The sequence below is a fragment of the Mycobacterium colombiense genome (genome assembly GCF_003284975.1).
In the GTDB taxonomy this organism is placed as follows: domain Bacteria; phylum Actinomycetota; class Actinomycetes; order Mycobacteriales; family Mycobacteriaceae; genus Mycobacterium; species Mycobacterium europaeum_A.
The window spans coordinates 20,317-43,933 of record NZ_QMEU01000031.1 but is presented as its reverse complement, the minus strand read 5'-3'; the positions used below and the strand labels follow the sequence as shown (position 1 = coordinate 43,933).

18 protein-coding genes are annotated in these 23,617 nt (G+C 68.7%); 10 read left to right on the top strand and 8 right to left on the bottom strand.

Annotated elements, in window-relative coordinates; genetic code table 11:
• Positions 1 to 536: alpha-ketoglutarate-dependent dioxygenase AlkB (locus DQP58_RS12990; protein WP_205869414.1), on the bottom strand; the 536-nt coding region annotated here is incomplete at its 3' end.
• 93 nt (positions 537 to 629) lie between these two features.
• Here DQP58_RS12990 and arcA point away from each other — a divergent pair.
• On the top strand, positions 630 to 1,844 hold the full coding sequence (gene arcA, locus DQP58_RS12985; protein WP_112708771.1) for an arginine deiminase: 1,215 nt from the start codon (positions 630 to 632) through the stop codon (positions 1,842 to 1,844).
• Between the two features lie 4 nt (positions 1,845 to 1,848).
• On the opposite strand, the gene DQP58_RS12980 is transcribed toward arcA, so the two are convergent.
• A complete protein-coding gene (locus DQP58_RS12980; RefSeq protein WP_165827859.1) occupies positions 1,849 to 3,393 on the bottom strand; it encodes a dolichyl-phosphate-mannose--protein mannosyltransferase in 1,545 nt (514 codons plus the stop codon).
• Between the two features lie 82 nt (positions 3,394 to 3,475).
• Here DQP58_RS12980 and rsmI point away from each other — a divergent pair, with 82 nt between their 5' ends.
• Positions 3,476 to 4,312 carry a 16S rRNA (cytidine(1402)-2'-O)-methyltransferase gene (rsmI, locus tag DQP58_RS12975; RefSeq protein ID WP_112708769.1) on the top strand — a complete coding sequence of 279 codons (837 nt, stop codon included), beginning with the start codon at positions 3,476 to 3,478 and terminating at the stop codon, positions 4,310 to 4,312.
• 52 nt (positions 4,313 to 4,364) lie between these two features.
• Here rsmI and DQP58_RS12970 read toward each other — a convergent pair whose 3' ends face one another.
• The 3 genes from DQP58_RS12970 to DQP58_RS12955 all read right to left on the bottom strand — a co-directional run bounded on the left by DQP58_RS12970 (position 4,365) and on the right by DQP58_RS12955 (position 7,925).
• Positions 4,365 to 5,615 carry an aminodeoxychorismate synthase component I gene (locus DQP58_RS12970; RefSeq protein WP_112708768.1) on the bottom strand — a complete coding sequence of 417 codons (1,251 nt, stop codon included), beginning with the start codon at positions 5,613 to 5,615 and terminating at the stop codon, positions 4,365 to 4,367.
• A 220-nt stretch (positions 5,616 to 5,835) separates the two neighbouring features.
• Positions 5,836 to 6,747 (bottom strand): RNA polymerase sigma-70 factor, encoded by a 912-nt coding sequence (locus tag DQP58_RS12960; RefSeq protein ID WP_112708767.1) that lies wholly within the window; start codon positions 6,745 to 6,747, stop codon positions 5,836 to 5,838.
• Positions 6,744 to 7,925 carry an NAD(P)/FAD-dependent oxidoreductase gene (locus DQP58_RS12955; protein WP_112708766.1) on the bottom strand — a complete coding sequence of 394 codons (1,182 nt, stop codon included), beginning with the start codon at positions 7,923 to 7,925 and terminating at the stop codon, positions 6,744 to 6,746. The genes DQP58_RS12960 and DQP58_RS12955 overlap by 4 nt, the downstream gene beginning before the upstream one ends.
• A gap of 393 nt (positions 7,926 to 8,318) precedes the next feature.
• Here DQP58_RS12955 and DQP58_RS12950 point away from each other — a divergent pair, with 393 nt between their 5' ends.
• Both DQP58_RS12950 and DQP58_RS12945 read left to right on the top strand, forming a co-directional pair.
• A complete protein-coding gene (locus tag DQP58_RS12950; RefSeq protein ID WP_112708776.1) occupies positions 8,319 to 9,992 on the top strand; it encodes a hypothetical protein in 1,674 nt (557 codons plus the stop codon).
• A gap of 205 nt (positions 9,993 to 10,197) precedes the next feature.
• Positions 10,198 to 12,063 carry a putative bifunctional diguanylate cyclase/phosphodiesterase gene (locus tag DQP58_RS12945; RefSeq protein ID WP_112708765.1) on the top strand — a complete coding sequence of 622 codons (1,866 nt, stop codon included), beginning with the start codon at positions 10,198 to 10,200 and terminating at the stop codon, positions 12,061 to 12,063.
• A gap of 7 nt (positions 12,064 to 12,070) precedes the next feature.
• On the opposite strand, the gene DQP58_RS12940 is transcribed toward DQP58_RS12945, so the two are convergent.
• A complete protein-coding gene (locus tag DQP58_RS12940; RefSeq protein WP_112708764.1) occupies positions 12,071 to 12,865 on the bottom strand; it encodes an FkbM family methyltransferase in 795 nt (264 codons plus the stop codon).
• Positions 12,866 to 13,183: 318 nt separating this feature from the next.
• Here DQP58_RS12940 and DQP58_RS12935 point away from each other — a divergent pair, with 318 nt between their 5' ends.
• From DQP58_RS12935 to DQP58_RS12910, 6 genes are all read left to right on the top strand, one after another.
• A complete protein-coding gene (locus DQP58_RS12935; protein WP_240629794.1) occupies positions 13,184 to 14,863 on the top strand; it encodes a hypothetical protein in 1,680 nt (559 codons plus the stop codon).
• A 140-nt stretch (positions 14,864 to 15,003) separates the two neighbouring features.
• On the top strand, positions 15,004 to 16,467 hold the full coding sequence (locus DQP58_RS12930) for a polysaccharide biosynthesis tyrosine autokinase (protein WP_112708762.1): 1,464 nt from the start codon (positions 15,004 to 15,006) through the stop codon (positions 16,465 to 16,467).
• Between the two features lie 53 nt (positions 16,468 to 16,520).
• Positions 16,521 to 17,960, top strand: coding sequence for an O-antigen ligase family protein (locus DQP58_RS12925; protein ID WP_240629796.1), 1,440 nt, complete (start codon positions 16,521 to 16,523; stop codon positions 17,958 to 17,960).
• Positions 17,961 to 17,981: 21 nt separating this feature from the next.
• Positions 17,982 to 18,998 carry a glycosyltransferase family 4 protein gene (locus tag DQP58_RS12920; protein ID WP_112708760.1) on the top strand — a complete coding sequence of 339 codons (1,017 nt, stop codon included), beginning with the start codon at positions 17,982 to 17,984 and terminating at the stop codon, positions 18,996 to 18,998.
• Between the two features lie 16 nt (positions 18,999 to 19,014).
• The gene (locus DQP58_RS12915) at positions 19,015 to 19,941 is read left to right on the top strand and encodes an aldo/keto reductase (RefSeq protein ID WP_112708775.1); all 927 of its coding nucleotides are present in this window, start codon (positions 19,015 to 19,017) and stop codon (positions 19,939 to 19,941) included.
• On the top strand, positions 19,938 to 21,644 hold the full coding sequence (locus DQP58_RS12910; protein ID WP_112708759.1) for an FAD-dependent oxidoreductase: 1,707 nt from the start codon (positions 19,938 to 19,940) through the stop codon (positions 21,642 to 21,644). Before DQP58_RS12915 ends, DQP58_RS12910 begins: the two co-directional genes overlap by 4 nt.
• Here the strand turns inward: DQP58_RS12910 and DQP58_RS12905 are convergent.
• Together DQP58_RS12905 and DQP58_RS12900 are read right to left on the bottom strand one after the other, a co-directional pair.
• The gene (locus DQP58_RS12905) at positions 21,613 to 22,488 is read right to left on the bottom strand and encodes a hypothetical protein (protein ID WP_112708758.1); all 876 of its coding nucleotides are present in this window, start codon (positions 22,486 to 22,488) and stop codon (positions 21,613 to 21,615) included. The genes DQP58_RS12910 and DQP58_RS12905 overlap by 32 nt on opposite strands.
• Positions 22,485 to 23,609, bottom strand: a complete 1,125-nt coding sequence (locus tag DQP58_RS12900; RefSeq protein WP_112708757.1) for a Gfo/Idh/MocA family protein — start codon at positions 23,607 to 23,609, stop codon at positions 22,485 to 22,487. The genes DQP58_RS12905 and DQP58_RS12900 overlap by 4 nt, the downstream gene beginning before the upstream one ends.
• Between the last annotated feature and the right edge of the window lie 8 nt (positions 23,610 to 23,617).

Genomic DNA, 23,617 nt, shown 5'->3' with positions numbered 1-23,617 from the left:
TTGGGCACGGCGTGCTCCCAGGTGCGCTGGCACGATCCGCCCATCACCAGCAGGTCGCCGTGTGCCTGCGGCAACCGCAGCGACGGACCGCCGCCGCGGCGGCGCATCGCGAAGGCGCGGGTGGCGCCCAGGCTGACGATCGCCACCATGGTGTCCTCGGTGCTGCTGCGCCCAATGGTGTCGCCATGCCAGGCGACGCTGTCCGAGCCGTCGCGATAGCAGCACAACCCCACCGTGGTGAAGGGCTCGCCGAGTTCGCCGGCGTAGATGTCGTTGAGCCGGCGGCGCAGCCGGGCGAGCTCGGGATGCGGCGGCTCGTCGACGGCGAGGTCGTGGAAGCTCACCAGCCGCGGCACGTCGACCACCCGGTCGTACATCTGCCGGCGCTCCTCGCGCCACGGCACCGTCGACAGCAAGGCCTCCAGCAGGTCATCGGCGTCGGTGAGCCAGCCGGCGCGGATCTCGATGAACGCGCCGTCACCGAGTTCCCGGCGCTCGGTGTGCTGGAACAGGGAGCCTTGGACCGCGATCTCCACGCCACCGAGTTTATCGCACATCCGTTCGATGACCCGGGGCGCGCGCTGCGCGTGTGGCGGGACGGGATGCCCCGCCGCCGCTACGGTTGAGCTGTGGGTGTTGTCGAGCTGGGCACCAATTCCGAGGTCGGCGCGCTGCGCGTGGTCATCCTGCACCGCCCCGGTGCCGAGCTGCTCCGGCTGAACCCGCGCAACGTCGACCAGCTGCTGTTTGATGGCCTGCCGTGGGTCGCTCGCGCGCAAGACGAACATGACCAGTTCGCGGCGCTGTTGCGGTCCCGCGGCATCGAGGTGCTGCTGATGTCGGATCTGCTCACCGAGGCGCTGACGCACAGCGGAGCCGCGCGGATGCAGGGCGTCGCGGCCGCCGTCGACGCGCGGCGGCTCGGAGCGCCGTTGGCGCAGGAACTTTCGGCATACCTGCGGGGGCTCGAGCCGGCCCGGCTGGCCCAGGTGCTGATGGCCGGGATGACGTTCAACGAGTTACCCGCCGACACCCGGACCGACGTCTCGCTGGTGCTGCGCATGCACCATGGCGGCGACTTCGTCATCGACCCGCTGCCCAACCTGGTGTTCACCCGCGACTCGTCGATCTGGATCGGCCGGCGGGTGGTGATCCCGACGCTGGCGCTGCGCGCCCGCGGGCGGGAGGCGTCGCTGACCGATCTCATCTATGCCCACCACCCGCGGTTCACCGGCGTGCGCCGGGCCTACGAGTCGCGCACCGCCCCCGTCGAGGGTGGTGACGTGCTGCTGCTGGCGCCCGGCGTGGTCGCCGTCGGGGTGGGGGAGCGGACCACCCCCGCCGGCGCGGAAGCCTTGGCCCGCAGCCTGTTTGACGACGACCTGGCGAACGCCGTGCTGGCGGTGCCGATCGCGCAGCGGCGTGCCCAGATGCATTTGGATACGGTGTGCACAATGGTCGACACCGACACGGTGGTGATGTACGCCAACATCGTGGACTCGTTGTCGGCGTTCACCATTGCGCGCACGCCCGACGGGGTGGCCATCAGCGACGAAGCCCCGTTCTTGGAGGCGGCGGCCAAGGCGATGGAAATCGACAAGCTGCGGGTCATCGACACGGGGCTGGATCCCGTTGTCGCCGAACGCGAACAGTGGGATGACGGCAACAACACGCTGGCGCTGGCGCCCGGTGTGGTGGTCGCCTACGAGCGCAACGCGCAGACCAACACCCGCTTGCAGGACGCCGGCATCGAGGTGCTGACCATCGCCGGATCGGAACTGGGCACCGGCCGCGGCGGCCCCCGGTGCATGTCCTGCCCCGTCGCCCGCGACCTGCTGCCGTAGCAAGCTAGCGCCAGCTGGGCAGCCAGATCTCCATGTTCCACGTCTGCTGCGAAATCGGCAGCCCGGTGAGCACCGGGAACAGCCACGCGAAATTCGTCACCACCAGCGCCACGTACGCGCAAACGGCGATCAACCCCAGCGTGCGTCGCTCCGTATTCGCCTGCAGCTGCAGCCGCAGTCGCCGGGGTGGCGCGCCGGGGGTGTAGAGCACGTCGCCGCAAATCAGCGCGATGGCCATCACCAAAAAGGGCGCCATCGTGGCCGCGTAGAAGAAGTACATCTGCCGGTCGATGTCGGCGAACCAGGGCAGCCAGCCCGCGCAGTAGCCGACCAGCACCGCGGCGTAGCGCCAGTCGCGGCGGACCAGCATGCGCCACAACGCGAAAACGAGCACCGGCACCGCCAGCCACCACATCGCCGGCGTGCCAACCAGCATCTCGGCCTTGACGCAGGACTGGGCGCCGCACCCGGGGACGTTCTGCTCGTCGATGGCGTAGAGCACCGGCCGCAACGACATCGGCCAGCTCCACGGTTTCGATTCCCAGGGGTGATAGTTGCCCGCGGAATTCGTCAGGCCCGCATGGAATTGGAACGCCTTCGCGGTGTAGTGCCACAGCGACCGGATGGCATCCGGTAGCGGCACCAGCGAGCGGGGGCCGATCGTCTGGCCCACCTCGTGCCGGTCGATGGCGGTCTCGGAGGCGAACCACGGTGCGTAGCTGGCCAGATACACCAGCACCGGGATGACGCCCAGCGCATAGCCGGTGGGGATGAGGTCGCGGCGCAAGGTCCCCAGCCAGGGCCGGGTGACCTGGTACTGGCGCCGCGCGGCCACGTCGAACGCCAGCGACATGGCCCCGAAGAACAGCACGTAGTACAGGCCGGACCACTTTGTGCCGCAAGCCAATCCGAGCAGGATCCCGGCGCCGAACCGCCACCACCGCACGCCCAGCCGCGGCCCCCACACCGTGTCTGCGTGGCGGCCGTCGGCCAGCGCGATGTGCATCCGTTGCCGAACCTGGTCGCGGTCGACGATCAGCGCGCCGAACGCCGCGACCACGAAGAAGGTGAGTATGCCGTCGAGCAAAGCGGTCCGCGCGGCGACGAAGCTGACGCCGTCGCAGATCACCAGCACGCCGGCGATCGCGCCGATCAACGTCGAGCGGCTGATCCGCCGGACGGTCCGCATCACCAGCGCGACCATCACCACTCCGAGCAACGCTCCGGTGAACCGCCAGCCGACGCCGCTGTAGCCGAAGACCGCCTCGCCGAGGGCGATCAGTTGCTTGCCGACCGGCGGGTGCACGACCAGGCCGAACCCGGGATTGTCCTCCACGCCGTGGTTGTGCAGCACCTGCCAGGCCTGCGGGGCGTAGTGCTTTTCGTCGAAGACGGGGGTGCCGCCGTCGGTGGGTGAGCCCAGGTTCAGGAAGCGGGTGATCGCCGCCAACACCGTGATGATGCCGGTCACCACCCAGCCGCGGACCTGATCGGTCGGGCCGAAATCGGCCGCCGGCACCAGCGGTCCTGGGCTGACGACGGGCACCACACGTTGCGTCTCGGCACCCTCGAGGGTCGAGGAGGATTCGCGGGGCGGGGCGGTCATCGGTGTCGATCGTAGGCTGTCGGTCATGACCACCGGCCGCCTGTTGCTGGGCGCGACCCCGCTGGGCCAGCCGTCGGATGCCTCGCCCCGCCTGCTCGACGCCCTGGCCCGAGCCGATGTGGTGGCCGCCGAGGACACCCGGCGGGTGCGCACCTTGGCCAAGGCCCTCGAGGTGCGCATCACCGGGCGGGTGATCAGCATGTTCGACCAGGTCGAAAGCTCCCGGGTGGACTCGATGGTCGAGGCGATCCGCGCGGGTGCGACGGTGCTGGTGGTCAGCGACGCCGGGATGCCGCTGATCAGCGACCCCGGCTATCGGCTGGTGACGGCCTGCGTGGAGGCCGACCTGCCGGTGCGATGCCTGCCGGGCCCGTCGGCGGTGACGACCGCGCTGGCCGTGTCCGGTCTGCCGGCCGAGAAGTTCTGCTTCGAGGGATTCGCGCCGCGCAAGAAGGGGGCGCGGCGGAGCTGGCTGGATTCGCTGGCCGATGAGCGGCGCACCTGCGTGTTCTTCGAATCCCCGCGGCGGTTGGCGGCGTGCCTGCAGGACGCCGTCGAGCGGCTCGGCGGCGCACGCCGCGCGGCGATCTGCCGGGAGCTGACCAAGGTGCACGAGGAAGTTGTGCGCGGCCCGCTCGACGAGCTGGCGGCCTGGGCGGCCGACGGGGTGCTCGGTGAAATCACCGTGGTGCTGGCCGGCGCCACCCCGCGCGCCGACCTGCCGGCGCTGGTCGCCGAGGTCGAGGAGTTGGTCGCCGGTGGGGCCCGCATCAAGGAGGCCTGCGGGGAGGTGGCCGGCATCCACCCGGGGGTGCGTTCGCGCCAGCTCTACGACGCGGTGCTGCAGTCCCGCCGCGATTAGCGGCGGTCGCAAGCGCGGCGAAGCCGGGCGCAGCGGGCCGCCGCCCTCAGGATTAGCCCGCCGCGCTCGCGGCGGCGATCGGCGGCAGCCCGACGACCGGGGACGCCTTGTGCAGGCATTCTTCCCATTCGGCGTCCGGGTCGGAGTCGGCGGTGATGCCGCCGCCGACGCCGAGCACCGCTCCACCCGCGGCGTCGAATTCGACGGTGCGGATCGCGACGTTCAACTCGCAACCCGCCACGGGTGAGGCCAATCCGATTGTGCCGCAATATATTCCGCGACGGTTGGGTTCCCACTGCGAGAGCAGTTGACGGGCACGGTGTTTGGGGGTGCCGGTGACCGAGGCGGGGGGGAAGCTGGCGTCCAGCAGCGCCGACGTCGGCAGCTCGGTGGGGACCTGCGCGGACACCGTCGAGACCAGGTGCCACACCCCCGGGGCCCGGCGCACCACCAACAACTCGGGCACACTCACCGTGCCGACGATCGCCACCCGGCCAAGGTCGTTGCGGACCAGGTCCACGATCATGATGTTCTCGGCGACCTCTTTGGCCGACGCGCGCAGCGCCGACGGCCACGCATCCAGCGGCAGCGTGCCCTTGATCGGGCTGGACGCCACGACCGTCCCGCGCCGCCGCAGGAACAGCTCCGGGGACAGCGACGCCACCGCACCCCAGGCGCCGGCGACGTAGGCCGCCCGGGCGGGGGAGGTGCGGGCGACGCCGTCGATGAAGAAGTCCAGCGGGGCGCCGGTGACGGCGCCGGTGAACTGCGTGCACACGCAGGCCTGGTACACCTCGCCGGCGCGGATCGCCTCCAGGCAGGCCAGCACGCCGTCGCGATGCGCCCCCCGGTCGGCGATGCCCCACTCGATGTGGCACTCGCGCGCGGCGGCCCTCGGCCTGGCCAGCGCGGTGGTCAGCCAGTCGGGCATCGGCGCACCGGAGAGGCTCTCGTACCACCAGTGGCCGTCGCGGTCGCGGCGCAGCACGCAGTCCGTCCAGCCGCCGGCGGCCTCGGGAATCCGGTGGGGCTGTGCGTCGGCGCCGGCGTCCGGATACGACAGGTAGCCGATCCAGCCGCCGCCCACCGCGCGCGGCTCCGGCGTCCGCGATACCGGGACCGCGAAGACGTCGTCGACGTGCACCGGGCGCACCGACAGGCTGGGCGCGATCACCGCGAGGGCGCCGAACCACTCCCCGGTCAGCGCGGCCGGCGGGGGCAGGCCGAGCCGGCCGGTGGCCTCACCCACGGCGCGCAGCACCTGGGGTGCGGCGCCAAGATCGCCGAGCCGGTCGATGCGCACAGCTCTAGCTTGTCAGAGCGGCGGCGATTCGCATCCCGGTGGCGCCACGCTGGCCCGATGGTGGCGACCCGCGGCACCCGGCTACGCCGCGTTTGCGATCGCCACGCTGGCCCGATGGTGGCGACCCGCGGCACCCGGCTACGCCGCGTTTGCGATCGCCACGCTGGCCCGATGGTGGCGACCCGCGGCACCCGGCTACGCCGCGTTTGCGATCGCCACGCTAGCCGCGGCTGATGTCGCGGGCGGTGGCCAGCGCCGCCAGCTTCCGCGGGTTGCGCATCACATAGAAGTTGGTGATCTTGTCGCCGGTGATCTCGAGCGTGATCACGCCTTCGAGCTGGTCGCCGAGGTATAGCAGCACCGCCGGGGCGCCGTTGCAGGTCACCATCTCCACCCGCGTCGCGCCCATGGTGGCGGCCCGGCGCATCAGGCCGACGATGGCACGGGCCACCTTCTGGGCGCCGACCACCGGTCGACGGGCAGCGCTCACCACACCGCCGCTGTCGGCGGTCCAGGTGGCATCCGGGGCGAGCATGGACATCAGCGCCTCCACGTCGCCGCCCGCCGCGGTGGCTAGGAACTGCGCGGTGATCTCGGCGTTGCGTTCCGGGTCCACCGTGTCGAACCGCTTGCGTCGGGCGCGGACGTGTTCGCGTGCCCGGTGGGCGACCTGCCGGACGGTGGGCGCCGGCCTGCCCACCGCCTCGGCGATCTCGCCGTAGTCGAAACCGAACACCTCGCGCAGCACGAACACGGCCCGCTCGTCGGGACTCAGCGTCTCCAGCAACACCAGCATCGCCATCGAGATCGACTCCGCCAGAACGACATCGGCGGCTGGATCCTGATCCTCGAGCAACAGCGGCTCGGGCAACCACGGCCCCACGTAGTCCTCACGCCGGCGCGCACCGGCCCGCAGCGAGTTCAGCGCCTGGCGGGTGACCAGCTGGGCCAGATACGACTTGGTGTCACGCACCGTCGCCAAGTCGACCGCCGCCCACCGCAGATAGCTGTCCTGCAAGACGTCGTCGGCCTCGGTCGCCGAACCCAGCATCTCGTAGGCGATGGTGAACAGCAGTGGCCGCAGCAGGGTGAACCGTTCGGCGTGCTCGCTGCCGGTCGGTGCCTGCGTCATCGCGCGGCGACCTCCTCGGGTGACTGCGCGGGCCGCTGGCCGCCCTTGAGCCAGCGGTACGAACCGGGCTTGGCGGCCTCGCGCCGGATCGACCACAGCGTGCCCTTGCAGATCGCTTCCTTGAGCGACGCCGCCGCCCGGCCGCCGAGGTACATGTTCACCGGGGTGTCATCGGTGCGCGCCATCTGGAACGTGGCGTGCGTGCGGCCCAGGCTGATGCACTGCCCGACGAACGCCTGGCTCAGCGCCGCGGGGGCGTCGCCGGCGATGCGGCTGAGCACGGTGTTGGCGGCCTGGGCACCCAGCGGGCCGGCGGCCTGGCAGCTCATCCGCAACGGCTGGCCCGACGGCGCGGCGGCGTCCCCGGCGGCGACGATGCGCTCGTCGTCGATGCTGGTGAGCGTCTCATCGGTGAGCAACCGGCCGATCGAGTCGGTGTGCAGGCCGCTGCGCGTGGCGAGGTCCGGCACCGCGAACCCGGCCGTCCAGATGGTCGCCGCGCTGGGCAGCACCGCGCCGTCGGTGAGCACCACGGCATCCCAGCGCACCTCTTCCACGGCCACCGATTCCAGCACGTTGACCCCCAGGCGCCGCAGCCGCTTGGCCACCGAGCGCCGGCCCCGCTTGCTCAGCGACGGACCGAGGACGGGGCCGCACACCAGGGTCACCGGGCGTCCGCCCTCGGCCAGCTCGGAGGCGGTCTCGATGCCGGTCAGCCCGCCGCCGACCACCGTGATCGGGGCGGGCAGCGGCAGATCGGTGAGCGCGTAGTGCAGCCGCTGCGCGCTTTCCAGGTCGGCGACCGAATGCGCGTATTCGGTGTAGCCGGGCACCGTCGACCCTGGCGCGCCCGTGCTGCCTACGGCGTAGATCAGGTAGTCGTAGTCCAGCTCGGCACCCGAGGTCAGCACCACCCGCCGGTCGGCCGCCTCGATGACCTCGACGCTGTCGACGATCAACCGGATGCCCTCGCCGAGCAGCGTCGCGTAGTCGGCGGTCGCCGTGCCGGTGTCGGCAACCAGCTGGTGCAGCCGGATGCGCTCGACGAAGACCGGTCGGGGGTTGACCACGGTGATGTCGATGTCCGGGCGCTGGCGCAGACGGTTGGCGGCGAGGGTGCCGGCGTATCCGGCGCCGACAACGACGACATGGGTTCGTTCGGGGACCGACTCGGTCATGGCTGTCTCCTAATTCGTGAGGACTTGTGCCCTTGAGACACCGCAGAACCGACGAGCGTGACAGGCTCGCCCGCAATTGTGACCCGTCTCACTGGCCGCCCATCGGCGCCACCGGTCAACCGACCGCCCGAACCCTGCTGAGCTGCGACGACGCCACGCCGACACGCGCGTGATACGCTGCGCTACGCCAATTCGTGGCCTGCCCCGGACCGGATGCACGCACCACTGGAACGCGTGAACTTTGGGGCCACCTACCCGCGCACGGGTGTGTATTGGAGAAGCAACCTTGACGACGACCTTCGCTGTGACTGGGCCCGGCGCCGCGCCGGCACCGGCTCAGTCGTGCAGCCCTCGCGGGCCGTTGTCGTCGGTCGCGATCTAACGCCGGTGGCCATCGTGTGCTCATTGAGGAAACGCGCGCTGGCCGCCGTCGCGTGCGCGGCGGTGGTGCTCGGCGGCTGCGGCGACAAGAGCGATCCTGGACCGCTGTCGGCGATGGTCAGTCCGGCCATCCCGCCCACCGCGCAGGAGATCCCCAACCCGCTGCGCGGCCAGTACGAGCAGATGCTGAATCCGCTTTTCCCGCAAGGCAATCCGGCTCAACAGCGATACTCGGCATGGCCCGCGTCGTACGACGCCAGCCTGCGCGTCTCCTGGCGGCAGTTGCAGCCCGTCGATCCGCGCACGTTGCCCCCCGATGCGCCCGACGACCGCAAATTCGATTTCAGCTCGATCGACGACGCGCTGGCCAAGCTCGGTAGCCGCAACATGCGCCTGACCCTGGGCGTGTACGTCTACAAGTCCTGCTGCAACGACTCGTATTCGGACAACACCAACATCGCGATTCCGGACTGGCTGCGGCCCTCGGCCGCCAGTTATCCCGCGCCGCCGACCGGTTCGGCCCCGGGCGTCACCCATGTGGTGCCGAACTTCAACGACCCGGACTACCTCAACGGCGTCAGCCAGCTGCTGGCCGCGCTCGGCCGTCGTTACGACGGCGACGAGCGCCTGTCGGTGTTCGAGTTCTCCGGGTACGGCGACTTCGGTGAGAACCAACTGGGGTACCTGCGCGATTCGCTGAGTGCGCCGGGTCCCACTCCCGACGAAAGCGCCGCAAAGCTGGGCTATTACAGCCAGTTCCGCGATCAGAGCATCACCAAGGCCTCCATCGGGCAGTTGGTCGCGGCCAACGTCAACGCCTTCGGACACACCCAGTTGGTCGTCGCTCCGCAGAATCCGGAGATCGTCCGGGAACTGTTCGCCGACGACGTGACCAAGAAATTGGCCGCGCCGGTCGGGATCCGCGCGGACTGCCTCGGCGTGCAGGCGCCCCTGCCGGAATGGGCCGAGGCCAACGACTCGCACTACGTCCGCTCCAACGACGCGGTCGTCAACGCCATCAAGCAGCGGCTGATGACGGCGCTGGTGATCAGCCAGTGGTGCCGACTGCCGAGCGGAGCCGACGCCCGGTCGTATTACGAGAAGGCCCTGCACGACGTCATCCGGTATCACGTGTCGATGACGTCGAGTGCGGATTTCCCGGACCGCGATGCGACGTCGGCGATGGATCCCAAGCTTTTCCAGGTATGGGCCCAGGCCAATACCGCTGCCGGCTACCGGTATTCGGTCGAGGCGAATCCGGGATCGCAATCGATGCAGGGCAAGGTGGCGACCATCTCGGTGGTGTGGACCAACTACGGCTCGGCGGCGGCCACCGAACGCTGGGCACCCGGCTACAAGCTGGTGGACTTCTCCGGCGCGGTGGTTCGCACACTGCCGGCCACGGTCAATCTCAAGACGCTGGTGCACGACGAGTCCAGCCAATCGCGTGAGGAACCGGTTGCGGAGTCGGCCAGCGAGTCGGTGCATGTCGACGTGACCGGCCTGGCGCCCGGGCATTACACGCTGCGCGCCTCCGTCGAATGGCAACAGCACACGCCGGGCGCCTCACACGTGGTGAACTACGCGCCCATGGCCCTGGCGCGCGACGGGCGAGACGGCTCCGGGCTGTACCCGATTGCGACACTTGACATCCCGGGCGACGCGGCCTCAGCAAACGCTCAGTGACTCGCCGCAGCGCACCCCATGCGCCGCCCGCCGGCATCTCGTCGTAACCCCCGATGAAGCCTGATCTGCGTGCTACCGTTTCGAGACGGATTTCGGCCGCGCCGCAGCGCGGTTCGAAATGCAGCCAGCAAACAACCGAGCGAACTATCGGACCCCTTCGACGGGTACTCGAACGGGTCGCCGTGTGCCCCGTATCGGAGGACCCGTGCCGCGCAGCCTGAACCTGGTGGTCACCTCCGTCGCCACCCAGCTGATGGAGGCTACGGCGTCCACGGCGACCCGGGTCAGCGAAAAGGTTCTCGCGCAGCTCGTCGAGCAATTCGATGTGGACGCCAGCTTCCTGCGTCACCACGAGCCCGACGCCGCCGCCTCGGTGTTGGTGGCCGAGTGGCCCCGACGAGCCGACGCCGCCGATCCGGATCCGATCGCCGATCTCGAGTTGGACGGCGCCGAGTCGGTGCTCGCCCGATGCGAACGCGACAGGAAGCCCGTGGTGACCCGCCCGGGCCGGCCCAACGGCGGGCTTCGCCGCTGGCTCAACCGGCGCACGGCACCGGTCACGCCCTCGCTGGCCGTCGCGCCGCTGGTGTCCGCCGACGCGACGACCGGTGTGCTCGGCTTCGTCAAGTTCGGCGCCCGCCGGTGGAAACAAGAGGAGATCAATACGCTCGAGGCGGTCGCCGCCCTGTTCGCGCAGCTGCAAGCGCGCATCGCCGCCGAAGAACGGCTCCGCTATCTCGCCGAGCACGACGACCTGACCGGCGTCTACAACCGTCGGGCGCTGGTCGCGCATCTGACCGAACGGCTCGTGGCCGGAAGCCCCGGGCCTGTCGCGGTCTTCTACCTCGACCTGGACCGGCTCAAGCCGATCAACGATTACCTCGGCCACACCGCGGGCGACTGGTTCATCCGCATGTTCGCCCAACGCATCGAGGAGTGTGCGGGCAGCGAGAGCATGATCGCCCGGCTGGGCGGCGACGAGTTCGTGGTCATCCCGGACCGGCCGATGTCGTCGGAGGATGCCGAGGCGTTCGCGCGTCGCCTGTCGGCGATGCTGTGCGACCGATTGACCATCGGCGGGCACGTGATCAGCCGCACGGTCAGCATCGGGCTGGCGATGGGCGCACCGGGGACCGACAACTGCGCCGATCTGCTCCGGCGAGCCGACGAGGCCGTGCTGACGGCCAAGCGCGCCGGCGGCAATCAGACCGCGGTGTCCACCGATGACATGTCGCTGAAACGCGCCTTCCGCAACGACATCGAGCTGCACCTGCAGGGCGATATCGAAAGCGAAGGCCTGATCCTGCACTACCTGCCCGAGGTGGACCTGTGGACCGGCGCGGTCGTGGGCGCCGAGGCGCTGGTCCGCTGGCGCCATCCGGTCTGGGGGCTGCTGTTACCCGACGCGTTCATCGGGGTGGCCGAATCGACCAACCTGGCCGCGGAGTTGGGCCGCTGGGTGATGCGCAGCGCCTGCGCCGAATTCAGCGGGTGGCGCGCCAACGGCGCCGGCCACGGCGCCATGTTGCGCATCAACGTGTCGCCCATTCAGCTGATCAGCCGCGGCTTCGTGGAAAGCGTCGCCGACACCATCGGCGAGTTCGGGATCGATGGCGAATCGGTGTGCCTGGAGATCACCGAGCGCGCGGTGGTGCACGACATCGACACCACGCGAAAGACCTTGACGGAGCTCAAGGACGTGGGCGTGCAGATCGCCATCGACGACTTCGGCACCGGCTACGCCGTCCTGTCGCACCTGAAGTCGCTGCCGGTCGACATGCTCAAGATCGATGCCGGCTTCGTGCGTGACGTCGGCACCAACGCCGGTGACCTGGCCATCGTGCGCGCGATCATCGGGCTGGCCGAGGCGTTCGGCCTGGAAGTGGTGGCCGAAGGGGTCGAGACGCCCGCTGCCGCACTGACTTTGATGCAACACGGGTGCCACCGGGCGCAGGGCTTTTTGCTCTCGCGCCCGCTGCCCGGCGACGCGATGGAAGCGCTGCTGTCCGCGCGGTGGATGCCGATGCCGTTTCTTGCCGACCGCGAGTCGTCGTCGATGGGGTCGCTCTAGCACGCCCTCAGGCGCCCTCTGGCACGAAGACGAAGTTGTTGACGTAGACCCCGCGGCCCGCCCAACCGTCTTCCTGGCTGCCGACGTTGGCCGGGTCCTGATGCCGGGCCGGGTCGAACTCCGCGATCGGCCGCCGAACGCCCTCGAGATCGAAGTGACCCGCGTAGCCCAATCCCTGCAATAGTCCGGTGATCTCGGCGACCGAATTGGGATGATGGCGCTCCTCAGCCTCCACCACGATGGCCGGGCGCTGCTGTGTGAGTGTCTCTGTGGCGCCGCGCAACACGGCGAGCTCGTGGCCTTCGACGTCGATCTTGATCAGGCCGATGTCGGTCAGGCCCAGATCGTCGAGGCGGCGGACCGGCACCTCGATGCTGCGAATCGTGCCGTCGCTGACGTCGCCCAGTGCGTTGCCGGACTCGATTGTGCTGCGGCCCGGCTCGGACGCGACCACCCGCATGGTCATCACGCCGGGCTCATTCGACAACGCCACCGCTTCGACTTGCACCGCGGCGCCGACCGCGTCGAACATCGATGCCAGATCGCGGGCCTGGGCCGGTCGCGGTTCGAACGCGATCACCGACCGCGACGACGCCAGCATCGCGATGGTGAACTCGCCGAGATCAGCCCCGATGTCCAAGGAGATCCGGTGCGGATCGCATAACGACGCCACCAGCTGGATGTCCGGGCGGGATTGCCCGAGGCCCTGCAGGATGCGGAATTTGCGCCGCCAGAACCGGCGCGGTGCGAGTTTCTGTGCCGCAGGCGCGAGCCAACGTTTGACCGAGCGTGCGACAGCCATCTTCGGTGATCTCCTGCCCGATTCGCGGAGCCATCAGCTTAGTCGAACCGGGGGCGGCCCCGGGTGCGGTGAAAGAACTGACCACCCGGATTTGCCGGTGCGCTTCGGGTATGGGCTATAGCCTGTTGTAACCCTTGACATCCCACACCACCATGCGACGTCAGCCAACGGGTCAACGACGGTAGCGAAACGCGAACCACCAGAGAGGTAGCAGTCGATGCGTTTGATCCAGACGGTGCATGCCGGCCGGTGCATGCCGATGTCGTTGCTCGCCTACCGCGAGCCGTTGTCGCCCGACGCGGCCTAGCGAAAGGCATCATGGTCCGGACAATTCGACACCGGAAGATCCTTGTCGTCGCCGTGTGCCTGGGGTTGGTGCTGAGCGGATGCGGTCGCGGCGGTGACCCTTCGCCGCTGACCGCCATTGGCAGTCCCGCCATACCGTTGTCGGTACAGGACGTATCGAATCCGCTGCGCGGCCAGTATGAGGATCTCTTGCAACCGCTGTTCCCGCAAGGCAATCGCGCGCAGCATCGGTATCCGGCGTGGCCCGCATCGTTCGACGCCAGCTTGCGGGTGCCCTGGCGACAGTTGCAGCCCACCGACCCCAGCACGTTGCCGCCCGACGCTCCCGACGAGCGCAGGTTCGATTTCGGCGTGATCGATGACGCGCTGGCCAAACTGGCCGGCCGCAACATGCGGTTGACCCTGCGGGTGGTCGCCTACAACTCGTGTTGCGACAACACCTATGCGAACAACACCAACATCGCCATGCCGGACTGGCTGCGCTCGGCGGCCACCAATTACACCGGTCCACAACGCTATTGGTGGACGCCCGGAGTCACGCATGTCGTTCCGAATTGGAACGACCCGAACTACCTCAGCGCATTCGGTCAGCTGGTGGCCGCGCTGGGCCGCCGCTACGACGGCGACGAGCGGCTGTCCGTTTTCGAGTTCTCCGGCTACGGCGATTTCAGCGAGAACCACATCTCGTATCTGCGTGACACGTTGGGTGCGCCCGGCCCGGCGCCCGACGAGAGCGTCGCCAAGCTCGGCTATTACAGCCAGTTCCGCGACCAGAACATCACCGCCGGCTCCATTCAGCAGTTGGTCGCCGCCACCGTAAACGCCTTTCCGCACACACAATTGGTGACGACGGCGCTGAACCCGGAGATCGTGCGCCAACTGCTCGCCGACGATGTCACGAAGAAACTGTCCGCGCCGGTGGGTATCCGTGCGGATTGCCTGGGCGTCCAGCCACCGCTGCCCGCCTGGGCGGAAAAGGACGGCTCGCACTATGTGCAGTCGAAGGATCCGCTGGTCGGCGCACTGAGAAACCGGATGGCTTCGGCCCTGGTGATCACCGAATGGTGTCAACTGCCCGGCGGGACCGATCCACGCACCTATTACGAAAAGGGCCTCGACGACGTCGTCAAGTACCACGTGTCGATGACATCGAGTTATAACTTTCCCGCCGTGGATGCCACCGCTCCGATGGACCCCGGGTTGTACTTGCTGTGGGCGCAAGCCAACGTCGTCGCCGGATACCGATATTCGGTGGAGGCGGGGCAGGGATCGCAATCGGTGAACGACGGCAAGGCGACACTGACCGTCACCTGGACGAATTACGGCGCCGCCGCGGCCACCGAGAACTGGGCGCCCGGCTACCGGCTGGTCGATTTCTCTGGGGCGGTGGTCCGTTCGATTCCCGCGACGGTGGCGCTGAAGACGCTGATCCAATCCCAACTCGGGGATGGCTCACGCAGGGAGCCCGTCCCGACGTCTGCTACCGAGTCCGTGCACGTCGACCTGTCGGGCTTGGCGCCGGGGCACTACACGTTGTGCGCGTCGGTGGATTGGCAACAGCACAAGCCGGGAGCCACCCATGTGGTGAACTATCCGCCCATGCGGCTGGCTCGGGACGGCCGCGACGGTGCCGGTTGCTATGCGCTTGCGACGCTCGACCTGCCGCGGGATGCGCAGACTCGCGCGCCTTGATGCACCCGCAAGGCGCGACCGGCGATTTCGGCAATGCGAACGTGACGATGCTGCATAATCTGCAGTGGGTAAGCGCGGCCGGTGCTAGAAATCGCGAGCGACGCAATTCGCGCCTGAGGTCTTAGAGAGGTTATCAGCCGATGGATTTCCGCACCTTTGTCCGGATTCTCGGCCTGCATTGGAAACTCGCACTCACCGCCTTATTGGCCTGTACCGTCGGCGCCGCATTCGTTACGGCATTGCAGACGAAGCACTACCAGTCGTCGGCCACGGTCCTGATTTCATTTTCGGGTGCGACCGACCTGAACGAGTTGTACAGCGGCACAGAGGCGGCACAAGAACGGTTGTCGTCATATGCCCAGATCGCCGGCGGCCGCATTGTGGCCGAGCGCGCGATCCGCCAGCTTCAGCTACCCCTGAGCACCGACGAGGTGCTGAGCCAAACACAGGTGAAATACACTGCGAAATCGGTGCTCTTCACGATCAGCGTCAAAGACACCGATCCGGCCCGGGCCGCCGCGTTGGCGGGCGCGATGGCCAATCAGTTCGGCGTGATCGTCCCGACGCTCGGTCAGGCCCCGGTACCCAACGGCGTCAGCGGGCCGGTGACCCCGGTGCAGCGCCCTGAGCCGGCTGAGACGACCGCGCCGCCGGCCCCGTCGCCGGACGTGCCGGCAACGACGGGCCCCACCGGGAAGCCATGGCCGGCGGCCCGGGCGACGGTGGTCGAGCCGCCGCGGGTGCCCACCGTTCCGGTCTCGCCGGTGCCGATGCGCAACATGGTGATCGGGTTCATCGCCGGTGTCCTGCTGGCCATCGCGGTCGCGCTGACCCGCGAGGCCAGCGACCGCACCATTCGCACCCGCGAGAAGCTGGAAGGCGTTTCAGGCCTGCCGATTTTGGCGGAGTTGCCCGGAAAGCGCGGCACCGTTCCGCGATTCGGCACCGACGCGGCATCCGACGATGCCGTCCGTGGCCTGCGCACCCGGCTGCTCAGGGCGGTAGGGCCGGAGGCCCGCCGGGTGCTGGTGACCGGGCCGTTCGGCGGCGAAGGCACGACGACGACGGCGATGAACCTCGCGCTCGCGCTCGCCGAAATGGGCGAAGACACACTGCTTGTCGAGGGCGACAGTCGCCGGCATGTGGTGGCGGGCCTGCTGCGGGTCGAATCCGGCGAGGGACTGGGCAATGCGTTGGCCAACCCCGCCATCGCCGCGGAAGCCGTGAAGCCGACGCCGATTTCGCGGCTGTTCATCCTGGCGTCGCGGTCCGCGCGCCGCGAGAGTTTGCCCGCCAGTGCCTATTTGCCGGAAGTGCTCGACCGGGTCCTGCAGCAATTGTCGTCGCGCTTTGATCGAATCGTGGTCGACGGCCCGCCTGTTCTGGCGACGGCCGACGCCGGGCTGCTGGCCGGTGCCGTCAACGCGACGGTGTTGGTGGTGCGGGCACGGCGCACCACCGCCGACGAGCTCAACGACGCGCTGACCGCTTTGCGTGCCGCCGGCGCGCACATCGTCGGGACCGTGTTAGTCGATGCGCGCCAGTCCCTGCACATCAGGGCGGCGGACCGCGCCTACCGATCGAAGGCCAGCGGGTCGGCGTGAACCTCTACCTGCGGGCTCGTCATCGCCTGGCGGTGGAGGGAACGCTGCTGGCGATGTTCGTGTTCGGGTGTTTCGCGTTCGGCGTGTTCTCGGTGCGCCGAACCACCGAGGGAGTGCTGCTGACCGCCGCGTTGTTCTGCGTGGTCGTCTACTGGGTGAAACCCGAAGGCATGGTGGCGGTCACGCTCTTCGGTGCCTTCGCTGCGCTGCCCGAAGGCCTGCATGTCGGCAAAGTCATTGGCCCCGTGACCATTTACGCCTACCACGTGGCCGCGGTGCTCGCGATCTGCTACCTGATCCCGGCCGTGCGACCGCGGGCCCATGATTTCTTGTTGCCGGGGCTGTTGGTGCTCACCGTGGTCTGGTCCACCATCACCGGGTTCGAAACCGGCCATGCCGACCTGGTGGTGATGCGCGAATCGACCACCATGATCGAAATGGCCATCGGATTCGTGTTGGCGTTGTTCGTCGTCTACGGCGGTCACGTCAAATTCTCGATCCGGGTGATAATCGTGATCCTGTGGTTTTCCGCGGGCATGGCGATTGTGAGTTCGCTGTTCGCCATCCGGCTGGCCGGCCGCGCGGAAAGCCTGGAGGGCGCCACGGGTGCCGGCCAGGCCGTGCGCATCATCCTGTCCACCCAAACCCCGGCCACCGCCATCTTGTCCGCCCTGGTCGCCGCCCCGATCGTCGGACGAGTAAGGCCCGCAATGTATTTCGCGCTCGGCCCGCCGGCGCTGAGCATTTCGCTGCTGTCCTTCTCCCGCAACACGCTGATCTCCATGGGGGTGGCGGCCGGCGTGGCGTTGGTCGGCAGCCTGAGCTGGGCGGCGGTGCGGCGCACGATCACCACCGCCACGGTCGGATTGGCCATGATCGCGGTGACGGTGCCCGGGTCGCTGTTCTTGCTGCAACGTTCGAAAACAGGGGCGTGGCTCAGCGATCAATACGCCGCCTTCAATCAGCGGGTGCTTGGCGGGGTGACGTCCAGCGCACTGGCAGTGGACGATTCGGCGCTGGAACGATTACGGGAAATCAATCTGCTCAAGGAGACCATCGCCCAGGCCCCGGTGTTCGGCCATGGCCTGGGCTACGTCTATCAGCCACCGACCGGGGACGACGAGTTCCACCTGTACCTCTATCCCGCCTACTCCCATAACTTCTACCTCTGGTGGCTGGCCAAGGCAGGGGCGGTGGGCATGGCGGTGTTCGCGATATTCGCGCTCACACCCGTGATCCTGGCGCTGCGCTGCGCGCCGGCCGCGGCGAAAATCAGCGCGGCGGTCGCCGCCGGACTCCTTGCGATATCCGCCGTCTGGCCGCTGCCGGAGATGCCGATGGACGCGCTGGGACTGGGTCTGGCCCTGGGCGCCGCAATGGGATACGCCGGCCTGCGGCGCAGGAGCGGTGACGTGACCCCGACCGACGCCGACTCCGCGCCGACGTCCGGGCCGACCGATCATGCCAATGCCGGCATCGCCCCGGCCCGCTGACCGAGCCCGCGCGGGCCGAACATGATCGCGGTGACGCACGTGGGGCCCGACATGTACAGCATCGGCGGGACGCAGTCGGTGATCCGGGTGATCCGCGACAACAGGATCGGCGCCGACGAGATCCGGGTCCTGTCCACGTGGGCGGGCCCGCAACACCACGTCAAGAGCCTATTGCTCACCGCCCGTGCGGGATTGGTGCTGTCGCGAGTACCCCGCACCACCATCGTGCACTTTCACATCTCGAACGGCGGCGCGTGGTTGCGGGAGGGATTCCTGATCCGCCTGGCCAGAGCGCGCGGCCTCCGGGTGATCGTCACGGTCCACGGCTCGGACTTTCCCGAGTTCGCCCAAGCGAATCCGCGGTTCGTGGGCGCAACGTTGCGTCAGGCGGACCATGTCATCACCTTGTCGCAGGAAGCGGCCGCCGCGGTTGCCCGGGTGGCGCCCAGCACGGCAACCACCATCGTGGCGAACCCGATCGTCGTCGATCGGGACGCCCCCGGGGCCGGCTCCACACCGCCCGTGGTGCTTTTCGCCGGCGCCGTCGGGCAGCGCAAAGGAGTCGACAAGCTCGTCGCGGCGTGGCGGCTGCTGCTCGCCGAGGGGATCGAAGGGCGTTGTCGCATAGTCGGTCCCATCGACGACTACACGCCGCCGCCGACGGAGCGGCTGACCGTCGAAGGCCCGGTGCATCCCGACGCGGTCCGTGAGCTGCTGCGCGCGGTTCGCGTGGTCGCGCTCCCGTCGTCCGCCGAGGGCATGCCGATGATCCTGACCGAGGCCCTCGCCGGCGCGCGACCGTTTGTGGCGACTCCCGTCGGCGGCACGGCGCAGATCGCCCCGGATCCGAGCATGATCGTCCCGCTCAATGACGTGCCCGCACTGGCCGCGGCGATCGGACGCTACCTGCGTGACCCGGATCTGGCCGAGCGCGATGGGCGGCGCGGTCAGCAGCACATCGCGGCCACCCGGAGCCCCGAGGTCATCGATGCGCGGCTGCGCCAGATCTACGAGGGCTGTTGCAGTGCGGCGGGTTGAACTTCAGGGACCGCAAATAACGGTCAGCGCAATCGGTTTCGGATGTGGCTCGTTGATGCAGTCGCCGTCTCGGAAGCAGCGGATGGCCGTGCTCGCCAGCGCGCTGGCCGCCGGCATCACCCATTTCGACACCGCGCGGATGTACGGCCTGGGCAGGGCGGAGACGGAGCTGGGGACGTTCCTGCGCACGGTCGACCGCGACACCGTGACCATCGCGACCAAGTTCGGCATCGACGTGGGCGGCGCGGCGCGCCGCCTCGCGCGGTTCCAAAGTCCAGCAAGGGCTTTGCTCCGGAAGGCGCCCGCGCTGCGCCGCTCCGTCAAGCGGCGCCAGGCGCCGCCGCAGACCGCCCGCGTGTACGACGCGGCCAGCGCGGCGCGCAGCCTGGACCAGAGCCTCGCGGCGCTCGGCGTCGACTACGTCGACATCCTGTTCGTGCACGCCCCGCGGCCCGGCGACACGGTGGCCGGCGACGAACTCCGTGAATTCTTCGAACGCGCCCGCCGGCAGGGCAAGATCCGCGCCTGGGGCGTCTCGCAGGACGAGGGGCTCGACACGGATTTTGCCCGGACCTTCGCCCCCGACGGGGTGAGCCAGCTGCGCAGCGACCTGCTCGACCCGGCGCCGCGATCCGCCGACCTCGCCTTTGGCGTCCTGAGCGCGCCGCACCGACAGCTCATGGCGGCGTTGCGGGCCGACCCGGAGTTGGCGGGACGCTGGCGCGAAGCCCTGCAGACCGATCCGCTGGCTCCCGGCGCGCTTGCCACGCTGATCCTCGGATCGTCCGCCGCCGCAACCGGTTGCCGGGCGATTCTCTACAGCAGCACCAGGCCCCGACGCGTCGCCGAGGCCGCGACGGCCGTCTCGTCGCCGCCGGACGCGGAGACCGTGTCGCGATTCCTGGCTCTGGTCAAGGAGTTTCGTGAGGGGGCCGCCGCGTGATCCGCGGCGTGGCCGACTTCGCGCCCGGCATCGCGATCGAGACCGACGTGGCGATTGTCGGGGCCGGCCCGATCGGCATCGCGACCGCGCTCGAGCTGGCGACGGCGGGCGTGCAGGTGACGCTGATCGAAAGTGGCCTCGAGCGCATGGACCGGGCGGCGCAGGAATTGTCGAGCTTCGATTCGCGCCAGGACGACTACTTCCATTCGCGCAGCGGGCTCACGGTCCGCCGGCAGGTCGGCGGGACCTCGGCGCTGTGGGGCGGGCGCTGTGTCAAGTTCGACCCCATCGATTTCGAGGATCGGCCCCTCACCGCGCAGGCGCCCTGGCCGATTGGGCACGACGACGTCGAGCCGTATCTGCAACGCGCCTGCGATTGGGCGGCCTGCGGCCGGGCGGCTTTCAACGCGCGCGATATCCCAGAACTCGCGCACCGCGACATGATCGGTGGACTGCCCGACGGCCGGGTGCGCACGACGGACCTCGAACGCTGGGCCCTGCCAACGCGTTTCGGTCGCGAATACCGCGCCGCGCTGCGGGACGCTCCCGGTTTGACACTGTGGACCGGTCTCACCTGCACCGAGATCGTGACGCCGCCGTCCGGTGATCGCGTCGATCATCTCGTGGTCAAGACGCTCGACGGCCGGCAGGGCACAGTGGTCGCGACGGACTACATCGTTGCGACCGGCGGGTTGGAGGCCACCCGTCTGCTGCTGGCGTCGGACCGCCATCATCCCGGCGGGCTGGGAAATGCGGGCGGGCACCTGGGTCGGTGGTACATGGCTCACGTCGAGAGCCGGGTGGCGCGCGTGCAGTTCACCACCGACCAGATCCTCTATGGGTACGAACGCGACAACGACGGTGTCTACGTTCGCCGGCGCTTCACCTTCGACCCGCACCTGCTGCGCGAATCCGGAATGCCGAATGCCGCAGTGTGGTTGGTGAATCCGCCGATCAGCGATCCGGGCCACGGAAGCGGCATCCTGTCGGGGGTGTATCTGACCCTCATCTCGCCATTCGGCCGGTTCCTGCTCGCCGGCGCCATTCGTGAGGCACACACGAAGACGGACGGACCGCCGCGCATCGTCGCGCACCTGCGCAACATCGTGCGGGACCTGATCGGATCCATCCGGTTCGCGATCGCGTTCTGTTACGCCCGGTTCCTGCGCAAGGGCAGGAAGGCACCGGGATTCTTCGTCAAGAGCGCCGACAACCGCTACCTGCTGCAGTACCACGGCGAGCATCTTCCGCACTGGGAAAGTCGCGTCGAGCTGACCGATGAGCGAGATGCTTTGGGCATGAGGCGGATTCGCACCCACATGCACTTCTCCGAGGCCGACTACCAGAGCGTGCGCCAGGCCATCGTGGCGATCGACGAGCACCTACGTCGCCACGGTGCGGGCTACGTGGAGTGGCTGACCGACGACGTCGAGGCGTCGGTGCGTGCCTATATGGCGAATCGGACCGGCTTCCACCAGGCGGGAACCACCAGGATGTCGGATTCGCCGCGGGACGGCGTCGTGGACCCGCAGCTGCAGGTGCACGGCGTCCACGGGTTACACGTGGCGAGCACGTCGGTGCTGCCGACGTCCAGTCAAGCCAACCCGACGCTCGTCGGGATCGCGTTGGGCGTCCGCCTTGCCCGGCGCCTTGCGGACGCTCGCGGCGCGGTCACGTCGCCGTTGCCCACATGTCGTCGATGAGGGACTTCGTCTGCGCGATGTTGGCGCGGCTGGATGCGCCGAACACGATCGACTGGATCTGGGGCTGGCTGCAGACGTACTCGATCGCCTCGCGCGGCGGGATCGCGCCCGAGGCGAGGACGGACATCGCGATCAGCCGGCACCGGCGTTCGCGGACGGTCTTCTCGTAAAGCTCCACACCGCCGCACATCCGGAAGCCGATCTTGTTGAAATTGGCGCAGACGATCGGGTTTTCGATGCCCTGCCTGTCGAGCGCATCGAGGAGCCTGGGCAGGTTCATCGTGATGAAGCCCGGCTCGGCGTTGTACTTGAGCCTGACGTGGTCGGAGAACAGCCGGAAGGCCTCGTCCATTCCGAGCCCGAGCAGCAGGTCGGTCACCACGTTCTGGATGAAGATGACGGGCGTCGACAGTCCGGCGAACATCTTCATCTCGGCATCGACCAGGAGCTGCATCAGGGGCTCGACGTCCTTGCCGGCGATCGCGACGCCGCCCTTGAACATCGATCTGACGGCGCCGTTGTCGGGCAGGAACTTCCGCAGCGCCTCGACGATGCCGAATTCGGTCACGGCGTTGGCGTATTTGTGCGCGTACGGCATGCACGGGTAGAAGACGTAGTCGGGGTATTCGGTTTGGTTGGCGCGGAAGTGATCACAGATCTCACCGACCCGGTCGTGGGTGGTGCAGACGAAGGTGCGGATGCCCTCCCGATAGGCGTCGTCCAGCGTCGCGAGCACGGCGGGCAGATGCTGGAAGCGTATCGCCTGTGCCCGTGCCTTGTCCTCGGACATGTGATTGACACCGAAGAACTGGTTGTCTCCGAAAAGCACGCGGTCCATGGTCACGATGCCTTCGAGCTGGCGAGTCTTTTGATGCGCGCGACGATCTCGCGCCGCATGGCACCGCGCGGCGATCCGTTCGCCGCGTTCTGCGGCGGCGCCACGGCGGCCGGGGTGCCCGGGCCGCCGGTGATCATGTCGACCACCCGATCGACGTCGAGCGCCGAGCGAAACGTGTTCTCGCCGTCCACCCGGTTCTGCTTGACGCTGTTGGCGAAGTAGTCGATCTGCGCCGAATACTCCTCGCCGCGAAGGTAATACCACACCTGTTCGGTGAGGTCGGTCGTGTACCGGATGGTCCAGCCCTTGCCGAACTCGGGGAGCCGGGGGTGTGCATCACGCAGGTAGATCTGGCACTCCTGGCGGTCGGCGGTGATGCGGCCGTTGGTTCCCCATGCCGAGACCTTCGTCGACATCTTGCGGAAGCTTTCGTCGCTCCAGTTCACGCACAGCTGTCCGGTCGCGCCGTCGGGATAGCGCATGGTGCAGTAGACCTCGTCGTCGACGTCGCGCGAGAACACCCGCTGGCGGACCACCCCGTCGACCGAATGCGGCACGCCGGCCACGAAGTTGATCAGATCGATGGCGTGACAGGCGTAGTCGTAGAGGGCGCCGCCACCCTCGGCCTTCACGCCCCGCCACGTGCTGCCCTTTTCCCGGAGCACCACCGGACCGTACGCTTCGGCGCGGACGTGGTGGATGCGCCCCAGCGCCCCGGAGGCGACGATGCGCGCCGCCTCCTGGAAAGAGCCGATGAAGCGGCAGTGATAGCCCACCTGGGTGACGAGCCCCCGCGTCTCCGCCAGGGTCACCAGCCGCTCCCCGTCCGTTACATCGAGCACGAACGGCTTCTCGCAGAAGACGTGTGCCCCGGCCGTCAGCGCCTTTTCGACGATCGGTGCGTGCAGCCTGGAGGGGACGGCGACCACGACCGCATCGGCGTCGGTCGCCGCCAGCATCCGGTCGAAGTCGTCGTAACAGTTCAGGCCGGTGTACTTGGACAGGACGTCGCGCACGTAGCCGGCCGAATCACAGATGCCCACCACGTCCAAATCCGGATGCGTGCGCAGGATCGCGAGATGCGACAGCCCCATCTTTCCGAGACCGACCAGGGCCGTACGAATCATCGTGTGCG

Bases quoted from the DNA above. Each gene is read 5' to 3' on its own strand.
- rsmI (WP_112708769.1), top strand. From the start codon at position 3,476: ATGACCACCGGCCGCCTGTTGCTGGGCGCGACCCCGCTGGGCCAGCCG.
- DQP58_RS12960 (WP_112708767.1), bottom strand. From the start codon at position 6,747: ATGACGCAGGCACCGACCGGCAGCGAGCACGCCGAACGGTTCACCCTG.
- DQP58_RS12955 (WP_112708766.1), bottom strand. From the start codon at position 7,925: ATGACCGAGTCGGTCCCCGAACGAACCCATGTCGTCGTTGTCGGCGCC.
- DQP58_RS12940 (WP_112708764.1), bottom strand. From the start codon at position 12,865: ATGGCTGTCGCACGCTCGGTCAAACGTTGGCTCGCGCCTGCGGCACAG.
- DQP58_RS12935 (WP_240629794.1), top strand. From the start codon at position 13,184: ATGGTCCGGACAATTCGACACCGGAAGATCCTTGTCGTCGCCGTGTGC.
- DQP58_RS12930 (WP_112708762.1), top strand. From the start codon at position 15,004: ATGGATTTCCGCACCTTTGTCCGGATTCTCGGCCTGCATTGGAAACTC.
- DQP58_RS12925 (WP_240629796.1), top strand. From the start codon at position 16,521: ATGTTCGTGTTCGGGTGTTTCGCGTTCGGCGTGTTCTCGGTGCGCCGA.
- DQP58_RS12920 (WP_112708760.1), top strand. From the start codon at position 17,982: ATGATCGCGGTGACGCACGTGGGGCCCGACATGTACAGCATCGGCGGG.
- DQP58_RS12900 (WP_112708757.1), bottom strand. From the start codon at position 23,609: ATGATTCGTACGGCCCTGGTCGGTCTCGGAAAGATGGGGCTGTCGCAT.